General features: G+C 71.9%; 21 protein-coding genes and 1 tRNA gene. 16 read left to right on the top strand and 6 right to left on the bottom strand.

The genetic code is table 11. The features are described 5' to 3' along the window. Positions 1–116 precede the first annotated feature (116 nt). The 3 genes from ACIO6U_RS12310 (at position 117) to ACIO6U_RS12300 (ending at position 3,678) form a co-directional block, all read left to right on the top strand. Positions 117–1,658: a YfjI family protein gene (locus ACIO6U_RS12310; protein ID WP_401718533.1), complete on the top strand. Its 1,542-nt coding sequence runs from the start codon at positions 117–119 to the stop codon at positions 1,656–1,658. Between the two features lie 347 nt (positions 1,659–2,005). After that, entirely contained in the window at positions 2,006–2,197 is a 192-nt protein-coding gene (locus ACIO6U_RS12305) for a helix-turn-helix transcriptional regulator (RefSeq protein WP_401718007.1), read from the top strand. A gap of 59 nt (positions 2,198–2,256) precedes the next feature. Then, a complete protein-coding gene (locus ACIO6U_RS12300; protein ID WP_401718004.1) occupies positions 2,257–3,678 on the top strand; it encodes a tyrosine-type recombinase/integrase in 1,422 nt (473 codons plus the stop codon). Positions 3,679–3,820: 142 nt separating this feature from the next. Here ACIO6U_RS12300 and ACIO6U_RS12295 read toward each other — a convergent pair. Both ACIO6U_RS12295 and ACIO6U_RS12290 read right to left on the bottom strand, forming a co-directional pair. Then, a tRNA-Ser gene (locus tag ACIO6U_RS12295) sits at positions 3,821–3,907 on the bottom strand. A 36-nt stretch (positions 3,908–3,943) separates the two neighbouring features. Next, positions 3,944–5,725: a S1C family serine protease gene (locus tag ACIO6U_RS12290; RefSeq protein WP_401718001.1), complete on the bottom strand. Its 1,782-nt coding sequence runs from the start codon at positions 5,723–5,725 to the stop codon at positions 3,944–3,946. A gap of 189 nt (positions 5,726–5,914) precedes the next feature. On the opposite strand from ACIO6U_RS12290, the gene ACIO6U_RS12285 reads away from it, so the two are divergent. Continuing rightward, entirely contained in the window at positions 5,915–6,832 is a 918-nt protein-coding gene (locus tag ACIO6U_RS12285; RefSeq protein ID WP_401717999.1) for a glycerophosphodiester phosphodiesterase family protein, read from the top strand. A 143-nt stretch (positions 6,833–6,975) separates the two neighbouring features. On the opposite strand, the gene ACIO6U_RS12280 is transcribed toward ACIO6U_RS12285, so the two are convergent. Continuing rightward, on the bottom strand, positions 6,976–7,104 hold the full coding sequence (locus ACIO6U_RS12280) for a hypothetical protein (protein WP_401717996.1): 129 nt from the start codon (positions 7,102–7,104) through the stop codon (positions 6,976–6,978). Here ACIO6U_RS12280 and ACIO6U_RS12275 point away from each other — a divergent pair. Together ACIO6U_RS12275 and ACIO6U_RS12270 are read left to right on the top strand one after the other, a co-directional pair. Next, complete coding sequence (locus tag ACIO6U_RS12275) at positions 7,103–7,891, top strand: ATP-binding protein (RefSeq protein WP_401717993.1); 789 nt, start codon at positions 7,103–7,105, stop codon at positions 7,889–7,891. The genes ACIO6U_RS12280 and ACIO6U_RS12275 overlap by 2 nt on opposite strands. 188 nt (positions 7,892–8,079) lie before the next feature. Continuing rightward, entirely contained in the window at positions 8,080–9,042 is a 963-nt protein-coding gene (locus ACIO6U_RS12270) for a DUF5926 family protein (protein WP_188281531.1), read from the top strand. A 918-nt stretch (positions 9,043–9,960) separates the two neighbouring features. Here the strand turns inward: ACIO6U_RS12270 and ACIO6U_RS12265 are convergent. Further along, positions 9,961–10,230 carry a hypothetical protein gene (locus ACIO6U_RS12265; RefSeq protein WP_391042128.1) on the bottom strand — a complete coding sequence of 90 codons (270 nt, stop codon included), beginning with the start codon at positions 10,228–10,230 and terminating at the stop codon, positions 9,961–9,963. A gap of 209 nt (positions 10,231–10,439) precedes the next feature. Then, entirely contained in the window at positions 10,440–11,153 is a 714-nt protein-coding gene (locus ACIO6U_RS12260; RefSeq protein WP_355336591.1) for a bifunctional DNA primase/polymerase, read from the bottom strand. Between the two features lie 783 nt (positions 11,154–11,936). On the opposite strand from ACIO6U_RS12260, the gene ACIO6U_RS12255 reads away from it, so the two are divergent. Both ACIO6U_RS12255 and ACIO6U_RS12250 read left to right on the top strand, forming a co-directional pair. Beyond that, positions 11,937–13,523 carry a PP2C family protein-serine/threonine phosphatase gene (locus ACIO6U_RS12255; protein ID WP_401717989.1) on the top strand — a complete coding sequence of 529 codons (1,587 nt, stop codon included), beginning with the start codon at positions 11,937–11,939 and terminating at the stop codon, positions 13,521–13,523. A 452-nt stretch (positions 13,524–13,975) separates the two neighbouring features. Further along, on the top strand, positions 13,976–15,388 hold the full coding sequence (locus ACIO6U_RS12250) for an aminopeptidase P family protein (RefSeq protein WP_355336757.1): 1,413 nt from the start codon (positions 13,976–13,978) through the stop codon (positions 15,386–15,388). A 126-nt stretch (positions 15,389–15,514) separates the two neighbouring features. On the opposite strand, the gene ACIO6U_RS12245 is transcribed toward ACIO6U_RS12250, so the two are convergent. Further along, positions 15,515–15,958: an ATP-binding protein gene (locus tag ACIO6U_RS12245; RefSeq protein ID WP_391042124.1), complete on the bottom strand. Its 444-nt coding sequence runs from the start codon at positions 15,956–15,958 to the stop codon at positions 15,515–15,517. 205 nt (positions 15,959–16,163) lie between these two features. Between ACIO6U_RS12245 and ACIO6U_RS12240 the strand changes: the two genes are divergently transcribed. The 8 genes from ACIO6U_RS12240 to serS all read left to right on the top strand — a co-directional run bounded on the left by ACIO6U_RS12240 (position 16,164) and on the right by serS (position 26,017). Beyond that, on the top strand, positions 16,164–17,030 hold the full coding sequence (locus ACIO6U_RS12240; RefSeq protein WP_401717986.1) for a hypothetical protein: 867 nt from the start codon (positions 16,164–16,166) through the stop codon (positions 17,028–17,030). A 297-nt stretch (positions 17,031–17,327) separates the two neighbouring features. Beyond that, positions 17,328–18,077 carry a DUF1775 domain-containing protein gene (locus ACIO6U_RS12235; RefSeq protein WP_391042121.1) on the top strand — a complete coding sequence of 250 codons (750 nt, stop codon included), beginning with the start codon at positions 17,328–17,330 and terminating at the stop codon, positions 18,075–18,077. Between the two features lie 269 nt (positions 18,078–18,346). Continuing rightward, a complete protein-coding gene (locus ACIO6U_RS12230; protein WP_401717983.1) occupies positions 18,347–19,093 on the top strand; it encodes an SCO family protein in 747 nt (248 codons plus the stop codon). Next, complete coding sequence (locus ACIO6U_RS12225) at positions 19,090–19,638, top strand: copper chaperone PCu(A)C (RefSeq protein WP_391042118.1); 549 nt, start codon at positions 19,090–19,092, stop codon at positions 19,636–19,638. Before ACIO6U_RS12230 ends, ACIO6U_RS12225 begins: the two co-directional genes overlap by 4 nt. A gap of 68 nt (positions 19,639–19,706) precedes the next feature. Beyond that, positions 19,707–21,749, top strand: coding sequence for a copper resistance CopC/CopD family protein (locus ACIO6U_RS12220; RefSeq protein ID WP_401717980.1), 2,043 nt, complete (start codon positions 19,707–19,709; stop codon positions 21,747–21,749). A gap of 23 nt (positions 21,750–21,772) precedes the next feature. After that, positions 21,773–23,119 (top strand): iron uptake transporter deferrochelatase/peroxidase subunit, encoded by a 1,347-nt coding sequence (gene efeB, locus ACIO6U_RS12215; RefSeq protein ID WP_401718530.1) that lies wholly within the window; start codon positions 21,773–21,775, stop codon positions 23,117–23,119. Between the two features lie 79 nt (positions 23,120–23,198). Continuing rightward, positions 23,199–24,128 (top strand): prephenate dehydratase, encoded by a 930-nt coding sequence (pheA, locus tag ACIO6U_RS12210; RefSeq protein WP_355336599.1) that lies wholly within the window; start codon positions 23,199–23,201, stop codon positions 24,126–24,128. Positions 24,129–24,730: 602 nt separating this feature from the next. After that, positions 24,731–26,017 carry a serine--tRNA ligase gene (gene serS / locus ACIO6U_RS12205; protein ID WP_355336600.1) on the top strand — a complete coding sequence of 429 codons (1,287 nt, stop codon included), beginning with the start codon at positions 24,731–24,733 and terminating at the stop codon, positions 26,015–26,017. The last annotated feature ends 159 nt before the right edge of the window (positions 26,018–26,176 follow it).

Below are 26,176 nucleotides of genomic sequence, written 5' to 3'. Positions count from 1 at the left end.
GCTGTGGGCGGACCGGAGGACGCCGCCCGCAGGGCGTCCCTTCAGCCTGTCTCCCTGACCTGCACGTCAACTGCGGTCGCTCCGGAAGGAGTTGCTGCCTTGTGAATCCACAGCCTGTGGACGACACCGACCTGTGGGCAGCTTTCCCCGCCGTGGACGCCCCCGACACCGTGCCGGCCGATGCACCCTGGGAGGACCCGGTACCGCTCAAGCAGGCCCGGCAGCTCCCGGACTTCCCCGTGCACGTCCTCCCCGGCTGGCTGCGGGACTTCACCGCCGCCGTCGCCGAGGAAACGCAGACCCCGGTGGACCTCGCCGGATGCGTCGCCCTGGCAGTGCTGGCCACCGCCGCGGGCGGCCGGTCCGTGGTCCACGTCCGCGGACGCTGGCGGGAGCCAACCAATCTGTTCACTGTGTGCGCCCTTCCGCCGGGCAACCGCAAATCGGCGGTGTTCGCCGCGATGACCGACCCGCTGTACGAGGCGGAGAAGCAGCTCAAGACGCAGGTCATGCCCGCGATCATCGAAGCCACCCTGACCGCGAAACTCGCCGAGGACGCCGCGGACAAGGCCACCCGCAAAGCCGCCGCAGCATCCGGCGAAAGCCGTGACCAGATGATCGCCGAAGCAGTCGGCATGGCCCAGACCGCCGAATCCCTCACCATCCCGCCCGAACCGCAGTTGCTCGCCGACGACGCCACCGCGGAAACCATCACCTCGCTCATGGCAGACCAGGGCGGACGCATCGCGCTCATGTCCGCGGAAGGCGAGATCTTCGACATCATCGCCGGACGCTACTCCGGCGCCCCCAACATGGGCCCCTTCCTCAAAGGCCACGCCGGAGACCGGCTGCGGGTCAACCGGCAGACCCGCAAGGAATACATCGACCACCCCGCACTCACCATGGGCCTGTCCGTGCAACCGCAAGTCCTGGACGACATCGGCAAAATCAAGGGAGCCAAAGGCCGCGGACTGCTGGGACGGTTCCTGTACTCCCTCCCCGAATCCCTCCTCGGACACCGCACCTCCGACCCCGCCCCCGTCCCCGACGACGTCGCCGCAACCTACGACCGCAACGTCATCGCGCTCACCCTGGCCCTGGCGGACTGGACCGACCCCGCCGTACTCCAACTCACCCCGGATGCCGACACAGCCGTACGGGCCTTCCAGGACCGCCTGGAACCCAAACTCGCCGCACGCGGCGGCTCCTTGGGGCACATCTCCGACTGGGCATCCAAACTCCCCGGTGCCGCGGTCCGCATCGCCGGACTCCTGCACCTCGCGCAGCACCTGGACAGTGGGCACAACCAACCTGTCACCGCGGACACCATGCACGCCGCCGTCACCCTCGCCGACTACTTCGCCGGCCACGCCCTCGCGGTGTTCGACCGCATGGGCGCCAACGAAGCAGCCGACCGCGCCCGTACCGTGGTGGACCTGCTGCGCGCCAACCACTGGCCCGAGGTCAGCAAGCGCGACCTCATGGTCAAGCTCAGCCGCGCCGAATTCCCTACCGCCGCCGAACTTGACGCACCGTTGGCGCTGCTGGAAGACCACGGCTACCTGCGTGCCCTTCCAGCACTGCGCACCGCCGGCCGCGGCAGGCCGCCCTCCCCCCGCTACGTGGTTCACCCCTACCTGACCGACCCCGAAGCCTGACCTCTGCCACAGAAACCACGTAATACACAGAAATAAGCGCGCACATCGCCTGACCTGCACAAACAGCACTTCCGGGATCGGCCAGACCGTTGCCACAGAAACCCCGGAAACTTCCACACAAATACCAGCGCCCACGCCTGCCCGCCCGGAGACCTCGGCGGGTCACGGACCGGCCGCCGCTATTTGTGTGGAACTTCCACGGGGTTCTGTGGCAACAGCCCCCTACCCCCGCGAGACCGCCAAAACAGCAGGTCAACGGCACACTCACCGTGTTTCTGTGTATTTAGTGGTTTCTGTGGCAGCACCTCGCGTCCACTGCCCCTGCCCGGACAGCAAGGAGTGCCACCGTGGCGACCGCCTGCCCGAACCTCAAGCTCCCCGAAGTCCTCAACGAGATCGGCATCTCCCGTGCCGCGTTCTACCGGATGCGCGCACGGGGCAAGGCGCCCAAAACCATGAAGCTGCCGAACGGACAGATACGCGTCCGCCGCCGCGACCTCGACGCATGGCTGAGCGCATGCGAAGAGACCGGCTACTGACCCACCAACTCAGCGAGAGGCCCGACGCAACGCGTCGGGCCTCTCGCTTTGGGAGCACCATGAGCCTCAGTTACGAAGTGGAAGTGTGGTCGATCCGCCAACGGAAAGGCCGCCCAAAGCCGTACGAGCTGCGTTGGAGAGTGGAGAAGCGCGAGCACTCGCAGAGCTACCGACTGAAGACCCAAGCCGAGGGCCGGCAGTCGCAGTTGCTGGAAGCGCTGCGCCGCCGCGAACAGTTCGACTTGGAGACCGGCCTCCCCGAGTCGGAGTTGCGAGCACTGAACTCCCCCACCTGGTATGCGCATGCCTGCGCATACGCCCTGATGAAATGGCCGAACGCCTCCGCCAAGCACCGCGCGAGCATCGCCGAAGCCCTGGCAACCATCACACCGGTACTAGTCAAGGACGCCAAAGGGGCTCCGCCCCGCGACTTGCTGCGAATCGCCCTGTACGCATGGGCGTTCCGCTTCACTTTGGACGATGCCAACCTAAAGCCCAGATCTGCCGTGGAATGCCCACCGGAAGACGTGGCCGCCGCACTGGCGTGGATCGCCGACAAGTCCGTACAGGTCACCGAACTCACCAAGTCGGCCACCGTACGAACCGCCCTGGACGCATTGGCACGGAAGAAGGACGGGACGACAGCGGCCGTCAACACCACCCGCCGGAAGTACACGGTCTTCAGCAACGCCCTTCGGTACGCGGTGGAGTGCGATCTCCTTCCCCTCAATCCCCTTACGCGGATCGACTGGGAGCCACCGGAGACCGACGACGAAGTTGACTTCCGCTACGTTCCGGGGGCCGCGTTGGCTCGCAGGCTCATAGATGCCGTTGGCAAACAGGGGCCACGTGGCGACCATCTGAAGGCATTCTTCGGGTGCCTGTACTACGCGGCAATGCGGCCCTCTGAAGCTGCGGCCCTGGCGCGTGAAGCATGCAAACTCCCGGATGCGACAGACGTCGAGGCATGGGGCGAGTTGGTCCTGGGTGAGAGTCGCCCGGAAGTCGGCTCTGGGTGGACGGATGATGGCCTGTCGTACGAGAAACGCGGTCTGAAGCGGCGCGCCCGCAAGGCCACCCGCTCCGTCCCAATCCCGCCGGAGCTGGTTGGCCTCCTGCGCCATCATCTGGAGAAGTACGGGACAGCGGTTGACGGACGCCTCTTCCGAGCCGTCGAAGGCGGACGCGTCCGCTCAACCGAGTACACGGAGCTGTGGCGAGACGCCCGGCAGATGGTGCTCACTTGGCATGAGTTTGAGAGCCCACTCGCCGAAGTCCCCTACTCAGCGCGGCAGGCAGGCGTCTCGCTGTGGCTCGAAGCGGGCGTTGACCCGGTGGAAGTGGCGCGCCGCGCCGGCCACAGCGTCACCGTGCTGTTCCGGTTCTACGCGAAGGTCATCAAGGGCCGCCAGCAGCACGATAACGCCCGCATCTCCAAGTCACTCCGAGCGTCCGACGAAGCTCCTCGACACGGAGAGTAGTCGGCAATTCTGGCCCGTGTATGGCCCGTACGCACTGGTCAGAGCTGGGATACGGGCGAAACGAGGTGAGACAGCCTGAGCGCAGATGGGGTGCCTCTCAGCGAGAGGCACCCCATCTGGTCAGCTAAGACGCTGAGCTGTGCGGAGGCTGTGGGATTTGAACCCACGGTGACATCGCTGCCACGACGGTTTTCAAGACCGTTCCCTTAGGCCGCTCGGGCAAGCCTCCTGGCGCGGGGCGCGGGGACAGCTTAGTGGGTGGGCACTAGTTGCTGTCGCCGGTGCGCTGGCCGAGGGTGACGGTGGTGGTGTGGGAGGTGCCGTTGCGGGTGTAGGTGATGGTGGCCTTGTCGCCGGGGGAGTGCTGCCAGATCTCGCCGATGAGGGTCTGGCCGCTGTCGATGAGGGTGTCGTCGAAGCGGGTGATGACGTCACCGGGCTTGAGGCCGGCGTTGGCGCCGGGGCCGCCGGAGGTGATGGCGGTGTTGGAGTCGGTGGAGATCTTGGCGCCGTCGCCCTGGTACTGGGTGTCGAGGCTGACGCCGATCACCGGGTAGACGGGCTGGCCGGTCTTGATGAGCTGGTCGGCGACGCGCTTGGCCTGGTTGATGGGGATGGCGAAGCCGAGGCCGACGCTGCCGCCCTGGGTGCCGGGGTCGCTGTTGCCCGCGGGCTGGATGGCGGAGTTGATGCCGATGACGGCGCCGTTGGCGTTGAGGAGGGGGCCGCCGGAGTTGCCGGGGTTGATCGAGGCGTCGGTCTGGATCGCGCTCATGTAGGAGGCGCTGCTGCCCTGGCCGTCGCTGGAGGCGACGGGACGGTGGACGGCGCTGACGATGCCGGTGGTGACCGTGCCGGAGAGGCCGAAGGGGGCGCCGATGGCGATGGTGGCGTCGCCGACCTGCGCCTGGTCGGAGTTGCCGAGCGGCAGCGGGGTGAGCTTGACGCCGCTGGCGTTCTTCAGCTTGATGACGGCCACGTCGTACCCCTGGGCGCGGCCGATGACGGCCGCGTCGTACGTCTTGCCGTTGGAGAAGGTGACGGTGAGCTTGCCGCCGCTGGCCGCCGGGGCGACCACGTGGTTGTTGGTGAGGATGTGGCCCTCGGTGTCGTAGACGAAACCGGTGCCGGTGCCGCTCTCCTGGCTGCCGCTGGCCTTGATGGTGACGACGCTCGGCAGCGCCTTGTTGGCGATGCCCGCCACCGAGGTCGGGGCGCGGTTGAACGCCTTCTGGCTGCCGGAGTCGGAGACGGTGGTCGAGGAGGTGGAGCTCGACTTGTCGTTGTGGTCGGCGATCGCGTAGCCGACGCCTCCGCCGACGCCGCCCGCGACCAGCGCGGCCACCAGGACGGCGGCGACCATGCCGCCGATGCCGCCGCGGCGCTTGCGGCCGTCGTTCGGCGGCGGGGGAACGTGCGTGCCCCAGGCCGGCGGCAGACCGCCGGGGCCGCCGGGCTGGCCGGTACCGGGCGCGTTCGCCGCGCCGTAGGGGGACGACGGCGCGGCGAACGGGTCGTGCGGCCCGCCACCGTGGCCGGACCCGCCATGACCCGACCCGCCGTGGCCCGACCCCGCGCCCTGCTCCGTACCCGACGTACCCGACGCACCCGACGCACCGAACGCGCCCGGCCCCGCGGGCGGCTGCTCCGCCGCGAACACCGCGGCAGGCGGCGTCCCGTACGGCGAAGGCGGCCCACTCGGCGGACCGTAGGGCGACGGCGAAGGCGCGGGCGCGGGCGAAGAGGAAGAAGAGGAGGAGGACGGCGACGAGTACGGGTCGGCCGGGGCCCGGTACGGATCCGCGGGCGGCACCGGAGCCGCGTCCCGTACCTCCGGCAGGATCTCCGTACGCGACTCGCCGTCCGCGGACGCCGGGGGAGCGGCGGGCGCGGGCGGGGCGGCCGGAGGGGCCGTCGGAGGAGCGGGCGGCGGGGCGAGCGGCGGAGCGGCAGGAGGTACGGGGGCCTGGGCCGCCGAGGCACCGTCGGGCGCGGGCGCTGCCGACTCCGCAGCCGAGCCGGAGCCGGCTTCGTTCTCGGTGCTCACAGCGATTCTCCTCAGGGTCGGGACAGGTTCTGAACAGGATTCCGAACCGGGTGCGGAACAAGGTGGTGGGCCGAACACAGCATTTCCCACGGCGTGTCGGACCGCCGTAAGCGGTAGCTGTGCATCTTCGCGTACCCGTCGTACGGCCGTGTTACCGGGCCGCCGGGGAGACGGTGGCACCATGACACGGTGACTTACGCGCGCGCGGTCCCGGAGGCGTTTCCGGACGGGCGACCTGTCCAGGTCGTCGCCCATAGAGGCGCCTCCGCGGACGTACCAGAACATACGCTCGCCGCGTACCGGAAAGCCATCGAGGACGGGGCCGACGCCCTGGACTGCGACGTTCGGCTGACCGCGGACGGCGAGCTGGTGTGTGTCCACGACCGGCGGGTGGACCGTACGTCGAACGGCCGGGGCGCCGTCTCCTCCCTCGCCCTGGCCGACCTCGCCGCGCTGGACTTCGGCTCGTGGAAGGACGGCCGCGGCGGACCCGGCGGCGCCGGAAGCCGGGACCGTCACCTAGGAGACGTCCGTGCGAAAGACGCGCATATAAGAGGTGCCCGCGCGGGACGCGTAAAAGAAGAGGACGAAAACGCCGTGCGCGAACGCAGCGGCGTCCTCACGCTGCGCCGCCTGCTGGAACTGGTCGCGGACACCGACCGCCGCCTGGAGGTGGCGATCGAGACGAAGCACCCGACGCGGTGGTCGGGCCAGGTCGAGCGGCGGCTGCTCGACCTGTTGCGGCACTTCGGTATGGACCGCCCGGCACGCGGGGAGCCCGCCCAGGTGCGGGTGATGAGCTTCTCGCCGGGGGCGCTGCGCCGGGTACGGCTGGCCGCGCCGGCGGTCCCCACCGTCTTCCTGGTGCGCCACGCGCTCCCCCGGCGCTGGAGCGGGTGGCTGCCGGCGGGCGTCGGCATCGCGGGGCCGAGCATGCGGATCGTGCGGGCCGACCCAGGATACGTGGCGCGTTTGCGCCAGGCGGGGCACCGCGTCCACGTCTGGACGGTGGACGAACCCGCCGATGTCGAGTTGTGCGTACGGCTCGGGGTGGATTCCATCATCACCAACCGCCCGAGTGCGGTTCTGTCCCAACTGGGTCGCTGAAGTTCACAGATGTCCGCAGGCCACAGCAGGAGTCAACACAGAGCAGCCGACATCACCAGGCGACAGCCGTCACAGGGCGTACCCCGGCGCGTTCGTATCGTGTTCGGGCTGCAATTGTGCGTCGGGAATGTGTACGGAGTACGTCAATGGATCGCGGTTGGCTTGTTTCCGGCCGAGTCGTAGAGGGCATCCATCCCGTGGCGCAAGGGCGTGAAGGAGGTCTCGGGGGTGTCGTTGATGGTGGCGCAGGAGGTGCCTACGTCCTCGACCATGGCCCTGCCCCATGGTCCGACCGGCGTCGCGGTGGCGCGCCGGAAACTGCGGAACGAATTGTGCGCGCAGGACGTGCCGGAGCCGGTGATCGACGACGCCGTCCTCATCCTGTCGGAGCTGCTGAGCAACTCCTTCCGGCACGCGCGTCCTTTGGAGACGCACGAGGCCGGGGGCGGCGGTGACGCCAATGGCGCACGGTCCGCCCGGGACACTCCCCGTACGGTGAACGACGACTGGACGGCCGGCGGCCGTCACGACAGCCCACGGACGGACAGCGGACGTACGGGCAGCGACCGTACGGGCAGCGGCCGTACCGACAGCGACCGCGCCGACTGCGGCGAGTGCGGGATACGCGCCGCGTGGGCGATAGGCACGGACGGACTCCTCGCGGTCGAGGTGACCGACGGCGGCGGCCCCACCAGGCCACGCCCCTCCACCCCCTCCCTGAGCGCGCACGGCGGCCGGGGCCTCGGCATCGTCGGGAGCCTGTCGCTGCGCTGGGGCGTGCGCGACGACGCGCCCGGCGAGGTGACGGTCTGGGCGGTCCTTCCGGTACGCGCCCGGCACGCGCGCCGCGACGACCCGGTGATCGCGGGCGGTACGGGCGGCACGCGCGGCCAGCGGGCCGGCCTCGGCGGAATCGGCGGTACGGGCATCAGTCCGATCGTCGGTGCGGGCGGCGGCCTGCCGATGGGCATGTCGATGGACCTGGCCGAATCGATCGAAGCGTTCGACGCGCTCGGGTCGCTGAACACGGCTTTCGACGCGGTCGACGAACGCGGCTGAGGTCGCGGGTCCAGGCGTAGGGCCGCGCGCCGGGCCGCACAGAGCCGGGCCGGGCCGCGCGGGGTACAGCACTACAGCACGCAGGACACCCCGGTAGTCCCTCCGCACGCCTCGCCGTGGTCCGGCGGCGACCGCGCCGGGCGCTAGGCTCACGGCCGGAACACCGCCGTTACGGGAGAGACCGAGCCATGGCCAAGAAGCGCGCGACCGCGACGAAGACGAAGGTCCCGACGAGCGGAGAGGTCCCGGTGGTCGGCGCGCGCGAGCCCTGCCCCTGCGGCTCGGGCCGCCGGTACAAGGCGTGTCACGGCCGCGAGGCGTCGCACGCGGTGACCGAGCTGGTGCGCCGCCCGTTCGAGGGGCTGCCCGGCGAGTGCGACTGGGTCGCCCTGCGCGAGCTGGTTCCGGCGGCGACCGCCCCGCTCACCCTCAAGGACGCGCTGCCCGACGGCGTTCCTTCGGTGACGCTCGGCACCGTGCTGCCGATGGCGTGGCCCGGACTGCGCCGCGACACCGGGGCCGTCCTGCTCGGCCTCCAGAACGAGGCGGCGTCCGGTGACGTCAGCCGCGACCTCGCCGACACGCTGCTGCGCGCGCTCACCGCGGCGCCCGGCAATCCGGTGGACGGCCGCCGCCCGCCGCAGGACGGGCCGCGCCTCCAGGACGTGCTGGACCTCGACGCGCCCTTCACGCCCGAGGTGCACAGCGGCTTCGAGTTCTGGCTGGAGGACGCCGACGCGGCGACCGGCGAGGTGGCCGCGTCGCTGGAGCGGGCCAACCAGGCGGCGATCCCGACCGTACGGCTGACCGGCGTGGACGCCGCGTACTGGTGCGAGACGCCGGAGAAGAACCACCTGCGGTGGGTCATGCCGCACCCCGAGGAGGAGTTGCTCGACGCGTTGGCCCGGCTGCACGCCGCCGGGGTGTCGTCGCTGGGTGACGGTACGCGGCTGGTCGGCTCCTTCCGCGCGCACGGGCTCGTGGTGCCGGTGTGGGACCTGCCGGTCGGCATGGGCGCCGACGAGGTGGAGAAGCCCGCCGCCGCCTTCAACGAGCGTCTGGCCGAGACGCTTGCCAAGTCCGGCCCTCTCACCGCCGACGAGCGGCGCGCCCGCAGCGGCTTCACCAACCGCCAGATCACCCTGAGCTGACGCCGGCCACCTCCGCCTCGCGGCGAGCCATTCCACGGCCTCCAGCCGTACGGGTGGCGCACGCCACCCCGGCCGAAGCGCTCCCGCACCTCACCACCCGCCCCGGCGGGGCAGTCCGCTCGCCCCCGGACCACCCGCCGGTGGAGGGTTACCCGCGCAGTTCCCCGCGCCCCTCACGGGGCCCACCGTCTTTCGTCCGGGCGGGGGCCGGTCTTTTTAGGGGCGCGGGGGCCCTGCGCCCTCAGCAACGATGCTCCCGCACGTCACCACCCGCCCCGGCGGGGCAGTTCGGTGGTGTCCGGGCCACCGGCCGGTGGGGGTGGCCCGCGCAGTTCCCCGCGCCCCTGACGGGGCGCACCGTCTTTCGCCCGGACGGCGAGCCGATCCTTTAAGGGGCGCGGGGAACTGCGCCACCAGCCACGGCGCTCCCGCACGTCACCGCCCGCCCCAGCGGGGCAATCCGGTCGCCGCCGGACCACCCGCCGGTGGAGGGTTACCCGCGCAGTTCCCCGCGCCCCTGACAGGGCACACCCACCTTCGCCCAGGCGGCGAACCGATCCTTTAAGGGGCGCGGGGAACTGCGCGACGAGCCACGGCGCTCCCGGACGTCACCGCCCGCCCCGGCGGGGCAGATCGGGAGGTCCGCGGACCACCGGTCGGCGGGGGCGGGGGCGGCACGGAGGGGGAGGCCGTGATTCCGGTCACAACTCCCGTTGAATCGCGGCTAATCGGCGCCCCGTCGGCGTCGGGGAATTTGCTAACGGACGAAGTCTTGTTACCGTTTGGTCAGCCCGGTCGCTGGTGCATCCCCCGTCGCCAGCGACCGGGCGTTTCCATGCCCGCGGGGCGCCGGACGGCGCTTTTCGCCATGCGAGGGAGACGACGGCGACGCTTTTCGTCGTACCGGTCGGTAGCGGTTCAGGTGCCTTCGGCAGGCGGCGGAAGCATTCCGTAACCGTCCACGGACGTGGTCCTGGCGTGCGGGGCGCCGAGGCCCGCGTGGCCGGAGTGGCCGCCGTGGCCCGGGTGTTCCGAGGGGCCGTCCGTGGCGGCGGCCAGCGGCAGGACGACGGCCAGGGCGGCGACGCTCGCGAGGGCCACCATGCGCAGCCCCGACACATGGTCCTGCGCGACCTGCTGAACGGCCTGCGAATGCGGCTGCGGCTGCGGCTGTGACTTCGGCTCCACGGGCACGACCCCACCTGCGCTCGACGGTTGCGGTCCGCCGAACGTAGCGGGCGGACCGGGGACTTCGGAACGATCAGGCGCCGTTCAGCGCAGGGCCGGGGCCCTCGGCTACCCGAACGAGTGACAGAGCGCGCGGCGAACGACACCGCGCCCGCCCTGAACAGCGTTCAGAACAGGCGCGGTGTCAACGCGGCGCATCAATACGCGGATCAATAGGTGAGCCGGTCGCCGTCCGGCGCGGTCCGGCCCGCCCGGACGAGGGCGTCCACGAGGTCGCCGATCCGCGGCAGCCACGGCGCGGCGCCGCCGAGCCCGACCGGCGCGTCGGGCCCCGTCGCCTCGGGCACCGGGGGCCGCACCCAGCGGAGCTGCCCCGCGCTGCTGCTCGACGGCGGCAGCGCCACGTATCCGCCGTCGCCGTGGTAGCGCAGCGATGTCGGCACCCAGTCCTGGCTGTCGAGGAGTTCGCCCAGCTCGGCGAGCGAGTAGGGCGCGACGAGGATCACGTACCGGGTGGGGGTGGCGACCACCGGGCCGAGCCGTACGCCGAGGCGTTCGATCGCGTCGAGCGCCCGCGTGCCGGCCACCGCGGGCAGGCTCGCCGCGGACACCCGGTCGCCGGTCGCGAGGACCACCGGCGCGTCCGGCCTGCGCGTCCACCACCAGCGCACCATGCGCGGGTCACGGGTGGCGGCCAGGAGTCCCGGCTCGTGCGGATGGGCGCCGGGCACCGGGCAGTTGGGGCGGGCGCAGGCGCACGGCTGCGCACCGGTCGCCCGCCATGTGCCGCGTTTGTCGTATCCGACACCGGGCACCACACGCCATTGCCACTGCTCGGCATAGGTGAGCGCCGCGTCACGCAACGCGGTCCGCCCCTTTCGCGGCAGTGAGAGCTTGCGTCGCCTTCCGAGGATCTCGCGCATCAGCGCTCGTTCCTTTCCGTTAACGCCCAGGGATCTGCCCTTGCACACGTATCTGTCGAGCACGCCGTTCACGAGGCAGCGCATCACGCCGCCGGCCGAGCGTGGAACGTGGCGGTGGGTGGCGTGCGCATGGCGCTTGCTCACTTGCCCCGATCGCGAGCCACTAGTCGTGGATCCCGTTGGGCGCAGCTCCCGCTCGCCACTCGGGGTGGGGTCGGCTGTCAATTGCTTACGTACTACGACGCTTGAGCCGGACTCCGGGTTCCTACCCATCACCCGCAAATATGACGCGCTGTTGGCCGGGATCAGTCGACAGCGCGCATGAGACGGGGGTAGCTCTTTCTGGCCAACCTGCGGCGGTCCGACGGCTACTCCAAGCCACCGGCGCACCACGGCACGTGACGCCGGTCACGTCCCGACACCACTCCGTCTACCAGGACAATCCTGGACATGCCCGCGATTGTGCGTGTACAAGTGGGTTCCTTGGTAGCGACGCGCCACGACATGGGGGTTTGCGATGCTATTGATGCAGATGCGCCGCGCTTTGCGGACGAAAAGCGCGGAATGCCCCATCCATTGGCGACTGGCCGGAAGCCCCCGGCCATGAGCGCCGCTCACATGAAAAAAGTGGCCGGAACAGAGCCACCTCCTTCCGCGGCGGCGCAGAATGCGTCCCCCGCGGGAGGCCCTGCGCAGGTCACGGCCGCCTCCGCGGTCCCCGCCGTCTCCCCCGCCGCTCCGCCCGCACCCGCGACGGAACCGGCGGGACCGAGGACGGAACCGGTGACGGGACCGGCGGCCGATTACACGATCGGTTCCACGATCGGTTCCGCACCCGATTCCACGACCGGTTCCGCGACCGCGCCCGTGACCGACCAGGCCGCCGAACCCGCGGCCAAGCCCGTGACCGTACCCGGTGCGGGCCGTCCCCGGGCGCCGGAGCAAGCGGTCGGTGACCGGTACGGCTCCCCCGCCGTGCAGGACCGGCTGGCCTCCTGGGTGTGCGACCTGTCCCTGGTGCACGAGCTGACCGAGCGGCTGGCCCGGACGACCGCGCTGGACGACACGCTGCACGAGGTGCTGCGCGCCGGGGCCACCCTGGTCGGCGCCCGCCGCGGCATGGTCGCGCTGGAGCCGGCCGACGGCCTCGGCCCCGAACGCACCGTCGGCCTCGGCCTCGGCCACGCCGACCTCGGCACGATCGAGACCGTGCCCGTACCCCGTACGTCCGCCTCCGACACCGGCGTGCCGAGTGACGCGAGCGGATCAGGAGCGCGGGACGGGTCAGGAGCGCGGGACGGATCGGGGGCAGAGGACGGATCAGCGGCGAAGGACGGATCGGCGGCGCGGGACGCGGACGGCGAACGCGTCCACGCCGACCTGCTGCACGAACCCGGCCTCGACCGGCGGCACCGCGAGGTCGCCGTCCAGCTCGGCCTCGGCGCGAGCTACGCGCTGCGGCTGACGGCGCAGTCGGCCGGCAGGCTGGGCACGGCCGTGTGGTTCTACGACGAACCCGCGGAGCCCGACGACCGGCAGCGCCGCCTGATGGGCCTGTATCTGCGCTTCGCCGCCGAGCACACCGCACGCGTGCTCGACCTGCGGCGCGCACGGGACACCACGGCGGCGCTGGCCGCGGAACTGCTGCCGGAACGGCTGCCGCGCGTCCCCGGCGTACGGCTGGCGGTCAGGCACCGGACGAATCCGCGCGGCGGCGGCGACTGGTACGACGCGCTGCCGCTGCCCGAGGGCGCGCTCGGCCTGGCCGTCGGCGGGGTGACGGGGCGCGGCCCCGGCGCGGTGGCCGCGATGGGTCGGCTGCGCGCGAGCCTGCGCGCGTACGCGGTGATGGAGGGCGAGGACCCGGTCGCGGTCCTGTCCGACCTGGAACTGCTGATGCGGCTCACCGAGCCCGCCAGGTCCGCGACGGCGCTGTTCGCGTACGTGGAGGCGGAGGCGGCGAACGGCGGCCCGCGCCCGGCGGGCGGCCCCGGCGGCCGCAAGCTGATCCTGGCGGGCGCGGGACACTGCCCGCCGCTGGTGATCGGCGACCGCCGCTGCGAGTACGTCGAGACGTCGCTGTCCGCGCCGCTGAACATGCTCAGCTGCTGGGAGGCGCCCAGCGTCGAGCTGTACGCGCGGCCCGGCGAGACCCTGGTGCTGTTCACGGACGGGCTGCTGCACCGTACGGGGGAGTCCGCCGACCGGGCGCTCGCCCGGCTGCACGCCGCCGCGCAGAGCGCCCCGCGCCCGGCCCGCGACGACCCCGACCGTCTCGTCGACCACATCCTGCACGCCGTCCTGCCCGACGGTCTCGACCGGTCAGAGGGCGTGGAGGACGTCGTCCTGCTCGCCGTCCGTTTCGACTGAGGCGGACAGAGACGGGCCCCTGAGAGACGGGCGACTGCGGAAGACGGGCCCCTGCGAGACGGGCCCCTGAGAGAGACGGGCCGCGGTCACCCGCGTCCGCTTCGGTCCGCCCGGTCCTGATTCGTGAGCGATTCAGGACCTATGCCCCCCGCACGCCCTCTTCCGCGCGCACATACGATGCGTAGAGGTCCATAGCGGGTCCCGGCGGGACCTTCAGCGAGCTATGGCGACGACAGCGAGGAGGACAGGACGTGGCCGAGGCCCAGGCACAGCCGGACGAGCAGGTCGAGCGGGTCGGACAGGAGACGCCCGAGACTCCTGAGACGACGGGGACGGCCGTGACGGCGGCCGAGGCGGCCACGGACGCGGCAGTCGAAGCGGCCACCGACGCGGCGGCCACGGCGGACGGCGACGCGGCGGCCACGGACGCGGCGGACGGCGACGACAAGCCGATCAAGCAGCGCAAGAACCGCCTCTACCCGGCTGTCTCCGACGAGCTGGCGGCCGTGATGAAGGCCGACTGGGCCGACACGGAGCTGCACGGCCTGGCCCCGCTGCCGCAGGCCGCGTACGCCGCCGCGCGCCGCGCCGCGCTGTCCGAGCGCTTCCCCGGCGAGCGGATCGTCGTACCGGCGGGCAATCTCCGTACCCGCTCCAACGACACCGAGTACCCCTTCCGGGCGGCCACCGAGTACGCCTATCTGACCGGTGACCAGACGCAGGACGCCGTCCTCGTGCTGGAGCCGCGCAAGGGCGGCGGGCACGCGGCGACCGCGTATCTGCTGCCGCGCTCCAACCGGGAGAACGGCGAATTCTGGCTGGACGGCCAGGGCGAGCTGTGGGTCGGGCGGCGGCACAGCCTCACCGAGGCCGAGCAGTTGCTCGGGATGCCGTGCCGGGACGTCCGCAAGGCCGCGGAGACGCTGCGCGAGGCGGCCGGTCCGGTCCGCGTGGTGCGCGGGCACGACGCGGGCATCGAGGCGGCGCTCACCGACAAGGTGACGGCCGAGCGCGACGCCGAGCTGACCGAATTCCTGTCCGCGCTGCGTGCGGTGAAGGACGAGTTCGAGATCGCCGAGTTGCAGCGGGCGTGCGACTCGACGGCGCGCGGCTTCGAGGACGTCGTCAAGGTCCTGGACAAGGCGGAGGCCACCTCGGAGCGGTACATCGAGGGAACGTTCTTCCTGCGCGCCCGTGTCGAGGGCAACGACGTCGGCTACGGCTCGATCTGCGCCGCGGGCCCGCACGCCACCACCCTGCACTGGGTGCGCAACGACGGCCCGGTCCGCTCCGGCGACCTGCTGCTGCTCGACGCGGGCGTGGAGACCCACCACCTGTACACCGCGGACGTCACCCGCACCCTCCCGATCAGCGGCAGCTTCTCGCCGGTCCAGCGCAAGGTCTACGACGCGGTCTACGAGTCCCAGCAGGCCGGTATCGACGCGGTGAAGCCGGGCGCGGCCTTCCGTGACTTCCACGAGGCGTCGCAGCGCGTGCTGGCCGAGAAGCTGGTCGAGTGGGGGCTGCTCGAAGGCCCGGTCGACCGGGTGCTCGAACTGGCCCTCCAGCGCCGCTGGACGCTGCACGGCACCGGCCACATGCTCGGCATGGACGTCCACGACTGCGCGCACGCCCGGACCGAGGCGTACGTGGACTCCACCCTGGAGCCCGGCATGGTGCTGACGGTCGAGCCCGGCCTGTACTTCCAGGCGGACGACCTGTCGGTGCCCGAGGAGTACCGGGGCATCGGCGTCCGGATCGAGGACGACATCCTGGTGACGGACGACGGCAACCGCAATCTGTCGGACGCGCTGCCGCGGCGCTCGGACGAGGTCGAGGCGTGGATGGCGGGGCTGCGCGGCTGAACACCGGGCCCGGCCGATGGTCCCCACCAGGTCCCGCCGGGCGCAGCCGGTCCGCCGACCCTAGCCGGTTCGCCGCGCCCTGCCGGTCTCACCGGCCGGTCCCACCGGAACCGGAGTCGAGTGGCGCTACGACGCCTTCAGCAGGGCGTCGTCACGCCACTTGAGCACCTTGTCGAAGGAGACGACCGTGCCGTGACCCGGCCGGTTCTGGAAGTGGACGTGGTCCACCAGCGCCTCGATGAGGAAGAGTCCGCGTCCGTGCTCGGCCTGCTGGCCCCTGGGGCTCAGCGGCCGGGCCGGGTGGCGGAAGCGGTCGCGGGGGAATCCGGGACCGGAGTCGGCGACCTCGATACGGCACTGGTCGCCGTCGATCCGCGCGGTGACGCTGTACTCCGTGCCCGATCCGGCGTGTTCGACGGCGTTGGCACACGCTTCCGAGAGGGCCACCGCCAGGTCGAAGGAGATGTCCGGATCGACTCCGGCCGTCTCCATGGTCCCGATCAGCAGCCTTCTGGCCAGCGGAACGCTCGCAGCCTCGCGCCGCAAATGGAGTGACCACCAGATGCTCATGCTCCAGCCTCCTGGCTGCGGCTCGACATAAGGTTACGTATTGCCGCGAAGAGCGTCCCGTAAGCGCGATGTTGACGTGATATCGCTCATTCGGCGGATGCCCATGCCCGGCGTACGGGTGTAAGGGGACTTCACGCGCACACCCCCGCGAGCCGGACACCCGCCGTATCCGCCCGGAGCGCGCGGTGAGAAGATGACCGCCGTCATGACTGCCACGCGGGGCTCCGTCCCCTCCGTGCGCGCCGGCGCCGGAATGCGACTGCTGCGGGCCGCGGTGTTCACCGCGGTCTGCGTCGTGCTGGCCGCGGTCGGGCACGCGATGGCGTCCGGCCGTACCGTGCCGGTGTGGGCGCTGGTCGTCGGCTGGTTCTCGGTCTTCGCGGTCGTGGCGCCGCTCGCGGGGCGCGAACGCACCCTGCCCGGCATCGCCGCCGCCCTCGCCGTCGGACAGCTCGCGCTGCACAGCGTCTTCAACGCCGGGCAGATGTGCGCGAGTACGACGGCCGCCGGGCACGGCGGCGGCGCGGGGTCCGGCTCCGGCGGTCTGCTGGCCGTCGCGGCCCGGCTGGTCTGCGGGAGCACGGCCGCGGCGCCGCTCACCCCGCGGAAGGCGCAGTGGGTCGTCCAGCAGGCGGGGCTCGACCCGTCCGCGATGGGCGCGCCCGTGCACACCCCGGGCATGGACATGAGCGGCGGTACGGCCGCGGGCGGTACGGGAAGCGTCGCGCACGCCGTGATGTCGCTGCCCTTCTGCTCCCTGCCGATGTTCCTCGGCCACCTGCTCGCCGCCGTGGTGGCGGGCTGGGTGCTGCGGCGCGGCGAGGCGGCGCTCTGGCGGCTGATACGGCTGTCGGTGCGCGGCGCCGCCGAGTTGGCCGCGCTCTCGCCCGCCGTACTGCGCCGCGCCCACGCGCTGCTGTCCGCGCTCGCGGCGCAGGCGGCCGGGACCGCGGGCGTACGGCCGCGGCGGCGCTGCACGGCGGACGCGACGGCGGCCAGGCACCGCACGGTGTGGCTGCTGCGGCACTCGCTGGCCAGGCGCGGGCCGCCGTTCGGCCTCGCGGCGGTCTGACGCGACGCACCCCCGCCGACTCCCCCTTGGCGTAGGCCCCCGGGGACTCGCAGGTCCTTGCGGACCTGAGAGGCCCTCACTGGGCTGATGAGTCCATCGGTCCTACGTAGGTCCATAGGACTTATACGGCATAGGTCCATAGGACTTACGCCGCCTTCCAGGGAGCACGGCGACGGTGGCGCGCGGGTCCGCCCACGCCTCCGCCGACCGCGGGCGCCTGACGCGCCGTGGTCCGCGGTTCCATGCCACCGTCAGCCCACTTCCCACAGACCTGTGGAGAACTGGAGCACCCTCGTAATGAGCAGCTCACGTATGCGCGGCCGTGCCGCGACCATCGCCGCCCTCGCCGGTGCCACAGTCCTGCTGGCCGCCGTGCCCGCCTTCGCGCATGTCACGGTGACGCCGAACAGCGCGGCCCAGGGCAGTTACAGCACGGTCGCCTTCAAGGTGCCGAACGAGGAGGACAGCGCGTCCACGACGAAGGTCGAGGTCAATCTGCCCACCGACCACCCGGTCGCCTCGGTCTCGATCCAGCCGGTGCCCGGCTGGACGGCGCAGGTGACGAAGTCGAAGCTGGCGACCCCGCTGAAGTCGGACGACGGCACCATCGACGAGGCGGTCACGAAGATCACCTGGAGCGGCGGGAAGATCGCGCCGGGCCAGTTCCAGCAGTTCCCCGTGTCGTTCGGGCCGCTGCCCGCCACCACCGACGCGCTGGTCTTCAAGACGCTCCAGACGTACGACAACGGTGACATCGTGCGCTGGATCGACGTGCCGAAGGAGGGCCAGGCCGAGCCGCAGCACCCGGCGCCGACCCTGAAGCTGACGGCGGCGGCGGCCTCCGACGGCTCATCGGCCACGCCGAGCGTGACGGCGACCCCGGCCGCCGACGCCAAGTCCGGCGGCTCGTCCGCCGGTACGCAGGCGGCCTCGTCCGACACGAGCGACGGGACCGCCCGTGCGCTGGGCGTCGCCGGAATCGTGGTCGGCGCGATCGGGATCGGCTACGGCGTCTTCGCCGGTCGCCGCCGCAACCCGTCGGCCTGACGCCGGACGCCTGACGGCCGGTCCGGCCGACGGCTCCGGCCGACGGCTGGTCCGACCGACGGCTGGTCCGGCTGACGGCTGTCCGGCTGACGGCCGGCGCCGGTTCTCGCTCGACCGGTGTCGGCCGGATCGCCGGTTACACCTGAAGCACCTGCTCCACCGGATCCACCGGACCGCTCGCGGTCCCGTTCGACCCGAACAGCCCGCTGGGCGGCCACGCGAGCCGTGGCCGCCCGGCACCACCCGTCCACTGAAGGGGCATCACCTTCATGCGCACCACCCGCTCCACCCGCACGACCGCTTCCCCGCGCACGACCGGCACGACCGGCACGACCCGTACGCGCACCCGCACCTGTGCCCGTACCACCGCCGTGACCGGGGCCGCCGCGCTCGCCGTCGCGGGGGCGCTGCTGCTGTCCGGCTGCGGCGGCTCCGGCGACTCGTCGGCGAACGCCAATGTGGCGGCGGTGTCCGCCGAAGCGCCGCAGAAGGCGGGCACGCTGCTCGACACGCCGTTCACGAAGCCCGCGCTCGTGCTGACCGACAACCAGGGCAAGCCGTACGACCTGGTGAAGGAGACCGCGGGCCACCCGATGCTGCTCTTCTTCGGCTACACGCACTGCCCCGACGTCTGCCCGACGACCATGAGCGACCTGGCGCTGGCCAAGGCGAAGCTGCCGAAGGCCGACCAGGACGCGCTGCGGGTCGTCTTCGTCAGCACCGACCCGGAGCGCGACACCCCTGCGCGGCTGACGGCGTGGCTCGGCGCGATGGACAAGTCCTTCATCGGACTGACCGGTAAGTTCGACGCCATCCAGGCCGCGGCCCGCTCGGTCGGCGTCGGCATCGACCCGCCGGTCAAGGAGAAGGACGGCAGCGTCACCGTCACGCACGGCGCCGAGGTGCTGGCCTTCTGGCCCAAGGACGACAAGGCGCACGTCCTCTACATGTCGGGGACGACGGCCGGGCAGTTCGCGGCCGACCTGCCGAAGATCGTCAGGAGCGAGGCGCCGTGAGGCGGCGCGCGCTGCTGGGCGCCGTCGCCGGTGTCGCGGCGGTGGCGCTGGCGACCGGCGCGGGCGTCGCGCTGAGCGACGGATCGTCCGGGTCCGGCGCCGGGTCCGGCGCGGGGTCAGACAAGGCGTCCGGCAGCGCGTCCGGCAAAGGATCCGGCAGCGGGCCCGGCAAAGTGTCGGTGAGCGGCGGGTACATACCGCAGCCGCTGCTGACCGACGAGGCCGCCGCGTACGTCACCGTCGCCAACGCCGGGGGCGGGGACGCCGAACTCACCTCGGTCAGCACACCGCTGGCCGCGCACGTCACCCTGCACAGCACGACCGGCACCACCATGCGCCAGGTGACGGCCCTGACCGTACCGGCGGGCGGCACCCTCACCCTCGGCACCGGGGGCGACCACATGATGCTGGAGAACCTCACCCACAAGCCGCGGGTCGGTGAAACAGTCACCCTGCGACTCCACTTCGCCCACGCCACGCCCGCCACGGTCACGGTCACCGTGCCCGTCGAGGCGACGACGTACCGCCCGGACCCGAAGGGCTGACCGCAGTGAACCCAGCGACGCCAGCGCACACAGCGCCCGCAGCGAAGAAGAACGCCCGGTTGCCACGTTTGAGGCCACCACGTCGCCAGACCGGCGGGCGGCGGCTGGCGGCGCTCGCGGCCTGCCTCGGCGGGCTGCTCGCGCTGCTGCTCGGCGTCGCTGCGCCCGCGTCCGCGCACGCGGCGCTGCTCCGTACCGACCCGGCCGACGGGTCGGTCGTGCAGAGCGCGCCGCAGCGCGTGGTGCTCACCTTCTCGGAGGGCGTGCTGCTGTCGGCGGACTCGCTGCGCGTGCTCGACCCGCAGGGCAAGGACGTGGCGGTCGGCAAGCCGCAGCACGACAGCGGCAAGGACTCCGGGTCCACGGCCACCGTCGGGCTGCGGCCGGGCATCGGCAACGGCACGTACACCGTGGCGTGGAAGGCGGTGTCGCAGGACAGCCACCCGGTGGCCGGGGCGTTCACCTTCTCGGTCGGCGCGGCCTCCAAGACCAGCGTCGACCTGTCGGGCGCGGCGGCGGCGGGCGGCGGCGCGGCGTCCACGCTCTACGGGATCGCCCGCTACTTCGCCTACGCCGGTTTCGCGCTGCTGGTCGGCAGCGCGGTGTTCCTGTCCGTGTGCTGGCCGCGCGGCGCCCTGCTGCGTCCCATGCGGCGGATCGCGGCGGGCGGCTGGGCGACGCTGGTCGCGGCCACCATCGCGCTGCTGATGCTGCGCGGCCCGTACGCCAACGGCACCGGGCTCGGCGACGCGGTCGACCCCGATGTGATGCGCGCGGTGCTGGAGACCCGGCCGGGCGCGGCGCTCGTCTCCCGGCTGCTGCTGCTCGCGGCGGCGGCCGTCTTCCTCGCCGTGCTCTTCGGCAGCTACGCCAAGCGCGAGGACCCGGAGGAACGCGCCGACCTGGCCTGGGGTCTGGGCATCGGCGGCACGGTCGTCGCGATCGGCATCGCCGCCACCTGGGCGATGGCCGAGCACGCCTCCGTCGGCATCCAGCGGCAGGTCGCGATGCCGGTCGACATCGTCCACCTGCTGTCCATGGCGGTCTGGCTGGGCGGGCTCATCACCCTGCTGACCGCGCTGTTCGCCCGCTCCACCGCCGGTACGGTCGAGCCGTACGCCGTGCGCCGCTTCTCCCTCATCGCGCTCACCGCCGTGACGACCCTGATCGGCACCGGCACGTACCAGGCGTGGCGGCAGATGGGCAGTTGGGCGGCCTTCTTCGACACCCACTACGGGCAGCTGCTCTTCATCAAGATCTGGCTGGTGTGCGCGCTGGTCGGCGTGGCCTGGTTCTCGCGGCGCTGGACGCGGGAGCTGGGGGTGACGCGGGTGGCGCGGACGGAGGCGGTGGCGTCCGCGGTGGGGGCTCCGGCCGCCGCGTCCGCCGGTACGGCGTCGGGTACGGGGTCCGGTACCGGGTCCGGTACGGGTTCCGCCAGGGGCAAGGGCTCCGGAACGGGTTCGGGTTCGGGTTCGGATTCCGCCGGGGCGGGTACGGGGTCCGGCTCCGAGGACCCGGCGCGGGCCGCGCAGTTGCGGCGACAGCAGGACGCGCGGGACTCGGCGAAGGCGAAGAAGGTGCGCGACGCGGATCCCGCGCGCAACCGGCTCCGGCGTTCGGTCCTGATAGAGGTCGGCATCGCCGTCGTCCTGCTGACCGTCACCACGATGCTGACCGGCTCGCAGCCGGGCCGGGCCGCGGAGGAGCAGAAGGACCTCAAGGCGCCGCCCGCGGCGACCGGCGGCGGGAACGCGACGGCCCCGACCGAGGTCGTCCTGTCCATCCCGTACGACACCGGCGGTCCCCACGGCAAGGGCACGGCGGGCCTGACGGTCTCCCCCGCCCGGTCGGGCGCCAACGAGGTCCACCTCTTCCTCAGCACGCCCGCCGGAAGCTCGGTGGACGTGCCGGAGGTGCGCCTCCAGTTCACGCTGCCGGCCAAGAAGATCGGCCCCATCGACGTCCCCTTGCAGCACCTGACGGTGGGCCACTGGACCGCGGCGGGCGTCCAACTGCCGCTGCCGGGCGCCTGGCAGGTGGCCGTCACCGTCCGCACCTCGGACATCGACGAAGTGACGGAGACGAGGAACATGCAGGTCAACCCGTGAAGTCATCCGATTCGGCGGAAGACGTGAAGCCCGCGGAGTCCGTGCGGACCGAGGACGCGGCCCCCGCCGGGCTCAGCAGGCGGCGGCTGCTCGCTACGGCCGGGGCCGCGGGCGCGGCCGGACTGGTCGTCGGCGGCGGTGCCGGTGCGGGCGTCGCGCGGGCCGTGCGGGACGAGCCGGTCGCGCTGAGCACGGTCGGTTCCGCGTACGTCCCCTTCGAGGGCGCGCGGCAGGCGGGAATCGTCGGGCCCGCGCAGGCCGTCGGCCACCTCGTCGCCTTCGACCTGGTACCGGGCGCGGACCGCAAGGCCGCCGCCGCGCTGCTGCGCCGCTGGTCGGACGCGGTACGGACGATGACGCGACCGGGAACGACGATGACGCGGCCGGGGACGCGGCCGGGGACGCGGAGCGGGACCTCGCCGGGGGGCCGGGACGCGCTGTCCTCGTCGTACGACGATCAGATCGCGTACGACGCCGGGCCGTCCTCGCTGACGGTCACCTTCGGTTTCGGCCGGAGCTTCTTCGGCCGTACGGGGCTGACCGGGCGGTTGCCCGGAGCGCTGGCACCGCTGCCGGACTTCGCGGGCGACGTCCTCGACCCGAAGCGGAGCAACGGCGATCTGTGGGTGCAGATCGGCGCGGACGACGCGCTGGTCGCCTTCCACGCGCTGCGCGTGCTCCAGAAGGCGGCGCGGGACACCGCCGGGGTGCGCTGGCAGATGAACGGGTTCAACCGGACGCCGGGCGCGACCGCGCACCCGATGACCGGGCGCAATCTGATGGGCCAGATCGACGGGACCAACAATCCGAAGCCGACCGACGCCGATTTCGATCAGCGGATCTTCGTACCGGCGGGCGGCTCCGCCGACTCCGGCTCCCCGGCCTGGATGGCGGGCGGTTCGTACGCCGTCGTCCGCCGCATCCGGATGCTGCTGGACTCCTGGGACCATCTGTCGGTGGCCCGGCAGGAGAAGGTGATCGGGCGCCGCAAGTCGGACGGGGCGCCGCTGTCGGGCGGCACCGAGACCACGCCGGTCGACCTGGCGAAGGTCGGCGCGGACGGCGCCCTGGCCATCGCGGGCGACGCGCACGTCCGGGTCGCGGCCCCGGCCTCCAACGGCGGCGCCGCCATGCTGCGGCGGGCGTTCTCGTACCACGACGGCATTGGGACGGACGGGACTCCGGACGCCGGGCTGCTCTTCGTGGCCTGGCAGGCCGATCCGCTCAAGGGTTTCGTGCCGGTGCAGCGCAAGCTGGACGGCGGCGACGGCCTGTCGCGCTTCCTGCGGCACGAGGCGAGCGGACTCTTCGCGGTGCCGGGCGGCTGCGGGGCCGGAGAATACGTGGGTCAGCGGCTGCTCGAAGGGTGATCGCACGATCTGGTGGCGGCGTTCCGGGCTGATGAACAGACCGGCATTCCGGGTCGGTGCGGGCCATTAGGCTGAACGCATGTCGCCAGCGAGCCGTTATACCTATCTGGGTCCCGAAGGCACGTTCACCGAGGCCGCGCTGCGGCTGCTGCCCGAGGCCGCCACGCGCGAGCTGGTACCGATGGTGTCAGTGCCCGCGGCGCTCGACGCGGTGCGCAACGGCGAGGCGGGCGGTGCGCTGGTCCCGATCGAGAACTCCGTCGAGGGCGGCATCACCGCCACGCTCGACGAGCTGGCGTTCGGCGACCCGCTGATGATCTACCGCGAGGTGCTGCTGCCGATCGCCTTCGCGCTGCTGGTCAGGCCGGGCACCGCGCTGTCCGACGTGAAGACGGTGACCGGGCACCCGGCCGCGCAGTCTCAGGTGCGCAACTGGCTGTCGGGCAATCTGCCCGACGCGGTGTGGGAGTCGGCCGCGTCGAACGCGGACGGCGCGCGGCTGGTGCAGGAGGGCCGCTTCGACGGCGCCTTCGCGGGCGAGTTCGCGGCGCCGACGTACGGTCTCGAACCGCTGGCCACCGACATCCGCGACGCGCAGAACGCGACGACGCGCTTCGTGCTCGTCGGGCGTCCGGCGCGGCTGGCGGCGCCGACCGGCGCGGACAAGACGTCGGCGGTGTTCTGGCTGCGCGACGACCACCCCGGCGCGCTGCTCGAACTCCTCCAGGAGTTCGCGATCCGCGGGGTGAACCTGATGCGGATCGAGTCCCGGCCGACCGGTCGCGGCCTCGGTCAGTACTGCTTCTCGGTGGACGCCGAGGGTCACCTCACGGACCGCCGGGTCGGCGAGACGCTGATGGGGCTGCGCCGCCGCTGCCTGAACGTCCGCTTCCTCGGTTCGTACCCCCGGGCCGACGAGGTCGAGGTGCGGGTGGCGCGGGGAACGACGGACTCGGAGTTCACGGACGCGGCGGACTGGCTGAACCGGGCGCTGGACGGGCGGGCCTGAGGCGGGCGGGCCTGAACCGGGCAGGGCGTGTTCTTCCACCGTGGGGAAAAGTTATCCACAGGCTTCGAGCGCAGCCTGTGGGTAACTGGGGACATGTCGACACAGCAACCCGACCTAGTCGACAAATCTGTACACAGACACCATCGCTGTCCACAGCGGGGCAGGTCACCCCTCGTCACCCCAATTCCCCCGACCAACTCTCCCGAGGGAACACTTCTCACTCGAAAGTGAGTGTGGAACGGGTTTGAAGGGGGAATCCATAGCCGAGCATCGAGCCCGGTCGAAAGATCTCCCTCCTTCTCCACAGATCTTCCCCACACCCTGTGGACAAAGAATGGAAATCCCCAGCAGCCTGTGGATAACTTTCGGCCGGACGGCCCCCGAGAGGCCCGCGAAGGCCCCGCCGGAGCCCCGGCGGCGATGATCAACTCCGGTTCTCCACAGGCGCGATGACCCGGGGGAGGGACGCGGCGAATTTGGTTGACCGTCCCCCCTTTCTCCCCTTTACGGAATTTCCTCGCTTTACCCCTGAAGCGGACAAAGCACACCATAAAGTCCGTAAGTTGTCGCGGCCGATGCCCGCTCCCCGGTAACCTGGTCGCGTGATTGACCTTCGTCTGCTTCGTGAGGACCCCGACCGTGTGCGCGCCTCGCAGCGCGCCCGTGGAGAGGACGTCGCGCTCGTCGACTCCCTCCTCTCCGCCGACGAGCGGCGCAGGTCGTCCAGTACCCGCTTCGACGAGCTGCGCGCCGAGCAGAAGCAGCTCGGCAAGCTGATCCCGAAGGCGCAGGGCGAGGAGAAGGCCGAGCTGCTCAAGCGGACCGGCGAGCTGTCGGCCGCCGTCAAGGCCGCCGACGCCGAGCAGCACGAGGCGGCGGAAGAGGCCCAGCGGCTCCTGCTCCAGCTCGGCAACCTCGTCCACCCGGACGCGCCGATCGGCGGCGAGGAGGACTTCGTCGTCCTCGAACAGCACGGCGCGCCGCGCGACTTCGCAGCCGAGGGCTTCACCCCCAAGGACCACCTGGAGCTGGGCGAACTGCTCGGCGCCATCGACGTCGACCGCGGTGCCAAGGTGTCCGGCTCGCGCTTCTACTACCTGACCGGTGTCGGCGCCCTGCTCGAACTGGCCCTGGTCAACGCGGCCGTCGCGCAGGCCACCGCCGCCGGTTTCACGCCCGTCCTGACCCCGACCCTGGTCAAGCCGTCCGCGATGGCGGGCACCGGCTACCTCGGCCAGGTCGAGGACGACGTCTACTACCTGGAGAAGGACGACCTGTACCTGGTCGGCACCTCCGAGGTCCCGCTCGCCGCGTACCACATGGACGAGATCATCGACGCGGGCAAGCTGCCGCTGCGCTACGCCGGTTTCTCGCCCTGCTACCGGCGCGAGGCGGGCTCGTACGGCAAGGACACCCGCGGCATCATCCGCGTCCACCAGTTCGACAAGGTGGAGATGTTCGTCTACACCACGCCGGAGGACGCGGAGGCCGAGCACCAGCGGCTGCTGGCCTGGGAGAAGCAGTGGCTGTCCGCGCTCGAGCTGCCGTTCCAGGTGATCGAGCTGGCCTCGGGCGACCTGGGCTCCTCGGCGTCGCGGAAGTTCGACTGCGAGGCGTGGATCCCGACGCAGGGCAAGTACCGCGAGCTGACCTCGACGTCGAACACGACCGAGTACCAGTCCCGCCGCCTGTCGATCCGGCTGCGTGACGAGAAGGGCACCCGGCCGCTGGCCACGCTGAACGGCACGCTGTGCGCGGTGCCGCGGACGATCGTGGCGATCCTGGAGAACCACCAGCTCGCGGACGGTTCCGTACGGGTGCCGGAAGTGCTGCGGCCGTACCTGGGCGGCCGGGAGCTGTTGGAGCCCGTCACGTCCAGCGCCAAGTGAGCGAGTCGGAGGCCGGGGCCCTCGCCGGTACGGGACCGGGTGCGGGGGCCGCGGACAGAGCCGAAGCCGTGACCGGCGCCGGAACCGTCACCGGAGCCGCGGACAGAGCCACGAACAGAGCCGCGCACAGGGCTCCGGCCGCCGACGCGACCGACGCGG

The sequence above is a fragment of the Streptomyces sp. NPDC087422 genome (genome assembly GCF_044744145.1).
Taxonomy (GTDB): domain Bacteria; phylum Actinomycetota; class Actinomycetes; order Streptomycetales; family Streptomycetaceae; genus Actinacidiphila.
The sequence above is the reverse complement of the archived record's forward strand: the minus strand, read 5'-3'. Positions and strand labels throughout refer to the sequence as shown.

Excerpts from the sequence above, each read along its gene's own strand:
- ACIO6U_RS12300 (WP_401718004.1), top strand. The coding sequence starts at position 2,257 with ATGAGCCTCAGTTACGAAGTGGAAGTGTGGTCGATCCGCCAACGGAAA.
- ACIO6U_RS12275 (WP_401717993.1), top strand. The coding sequence starts at position 7,103 with ATGGCCCTGCCCCATGGTCCGACCGGCGTCGCGGTGGCGCGCCGGAAA.
- ACIO6U_RS12280 (WP_401717996.1), bottom strand. The coding sequence starts at position 7,104 with ATGGTCGAGGACGTAGGCACCTCCTGCGCCACCATCAACGACACCCCC.
- ACIO6U_RS12270 (WP_188281531.1), top strand. The coding sequence starts at position 8,080 with ATGGCCAAGAAGCGCGCGACCGCGACGAAGACGAAGGTCCCGACGAGC.
- ACIO6U_RS12260 (WP_355336591.1), bottom strand. The coding sequence starts at position 11,153 with ATGCGCGAGATCCTCGGAAGGCGACGCAAGCTCTCACTGCCGCGAAAG.
- ACIO6U_RS12245 (WP_391042124.1), bottom strand. The coding sequence starts at position 15,958 with ATGAGCATCTGGTGGTCACTCCATTTGCGGCGCGAGGCTGCGAGCGTT.
- ACIO6U_RS12240 (WP_401717986.1), top strand. The coding sequence starts at position 16,164 with ATGACTGCCACGCGGGGCTCCGTCCCCTCCGTGCGCGCCGGCGCCGGA.
- ACIO6U_RS12235 (WP_391042121.1), top strand. The coding sequence starts at position 17,328 with ATGAGCAGCTCACGTATGCGCGGCCGTGCCGCGACCATCGCCGCCCTC.
- ACIO6U_RS12230 (WP_401717983.1), top strand. The coding sequence starts at position 18,347 with ATGCGCACCACCCGCTCCACCCGCACGACCGCTTCCCCGCGCACGACC.
- pheA (WP_355336599.1), top strand. The coding sequence starts at position 23,199 with ATGTCGCCAGCGAGCCGTTATACCTATCTGGGTCCCGAAGGCACGTTC.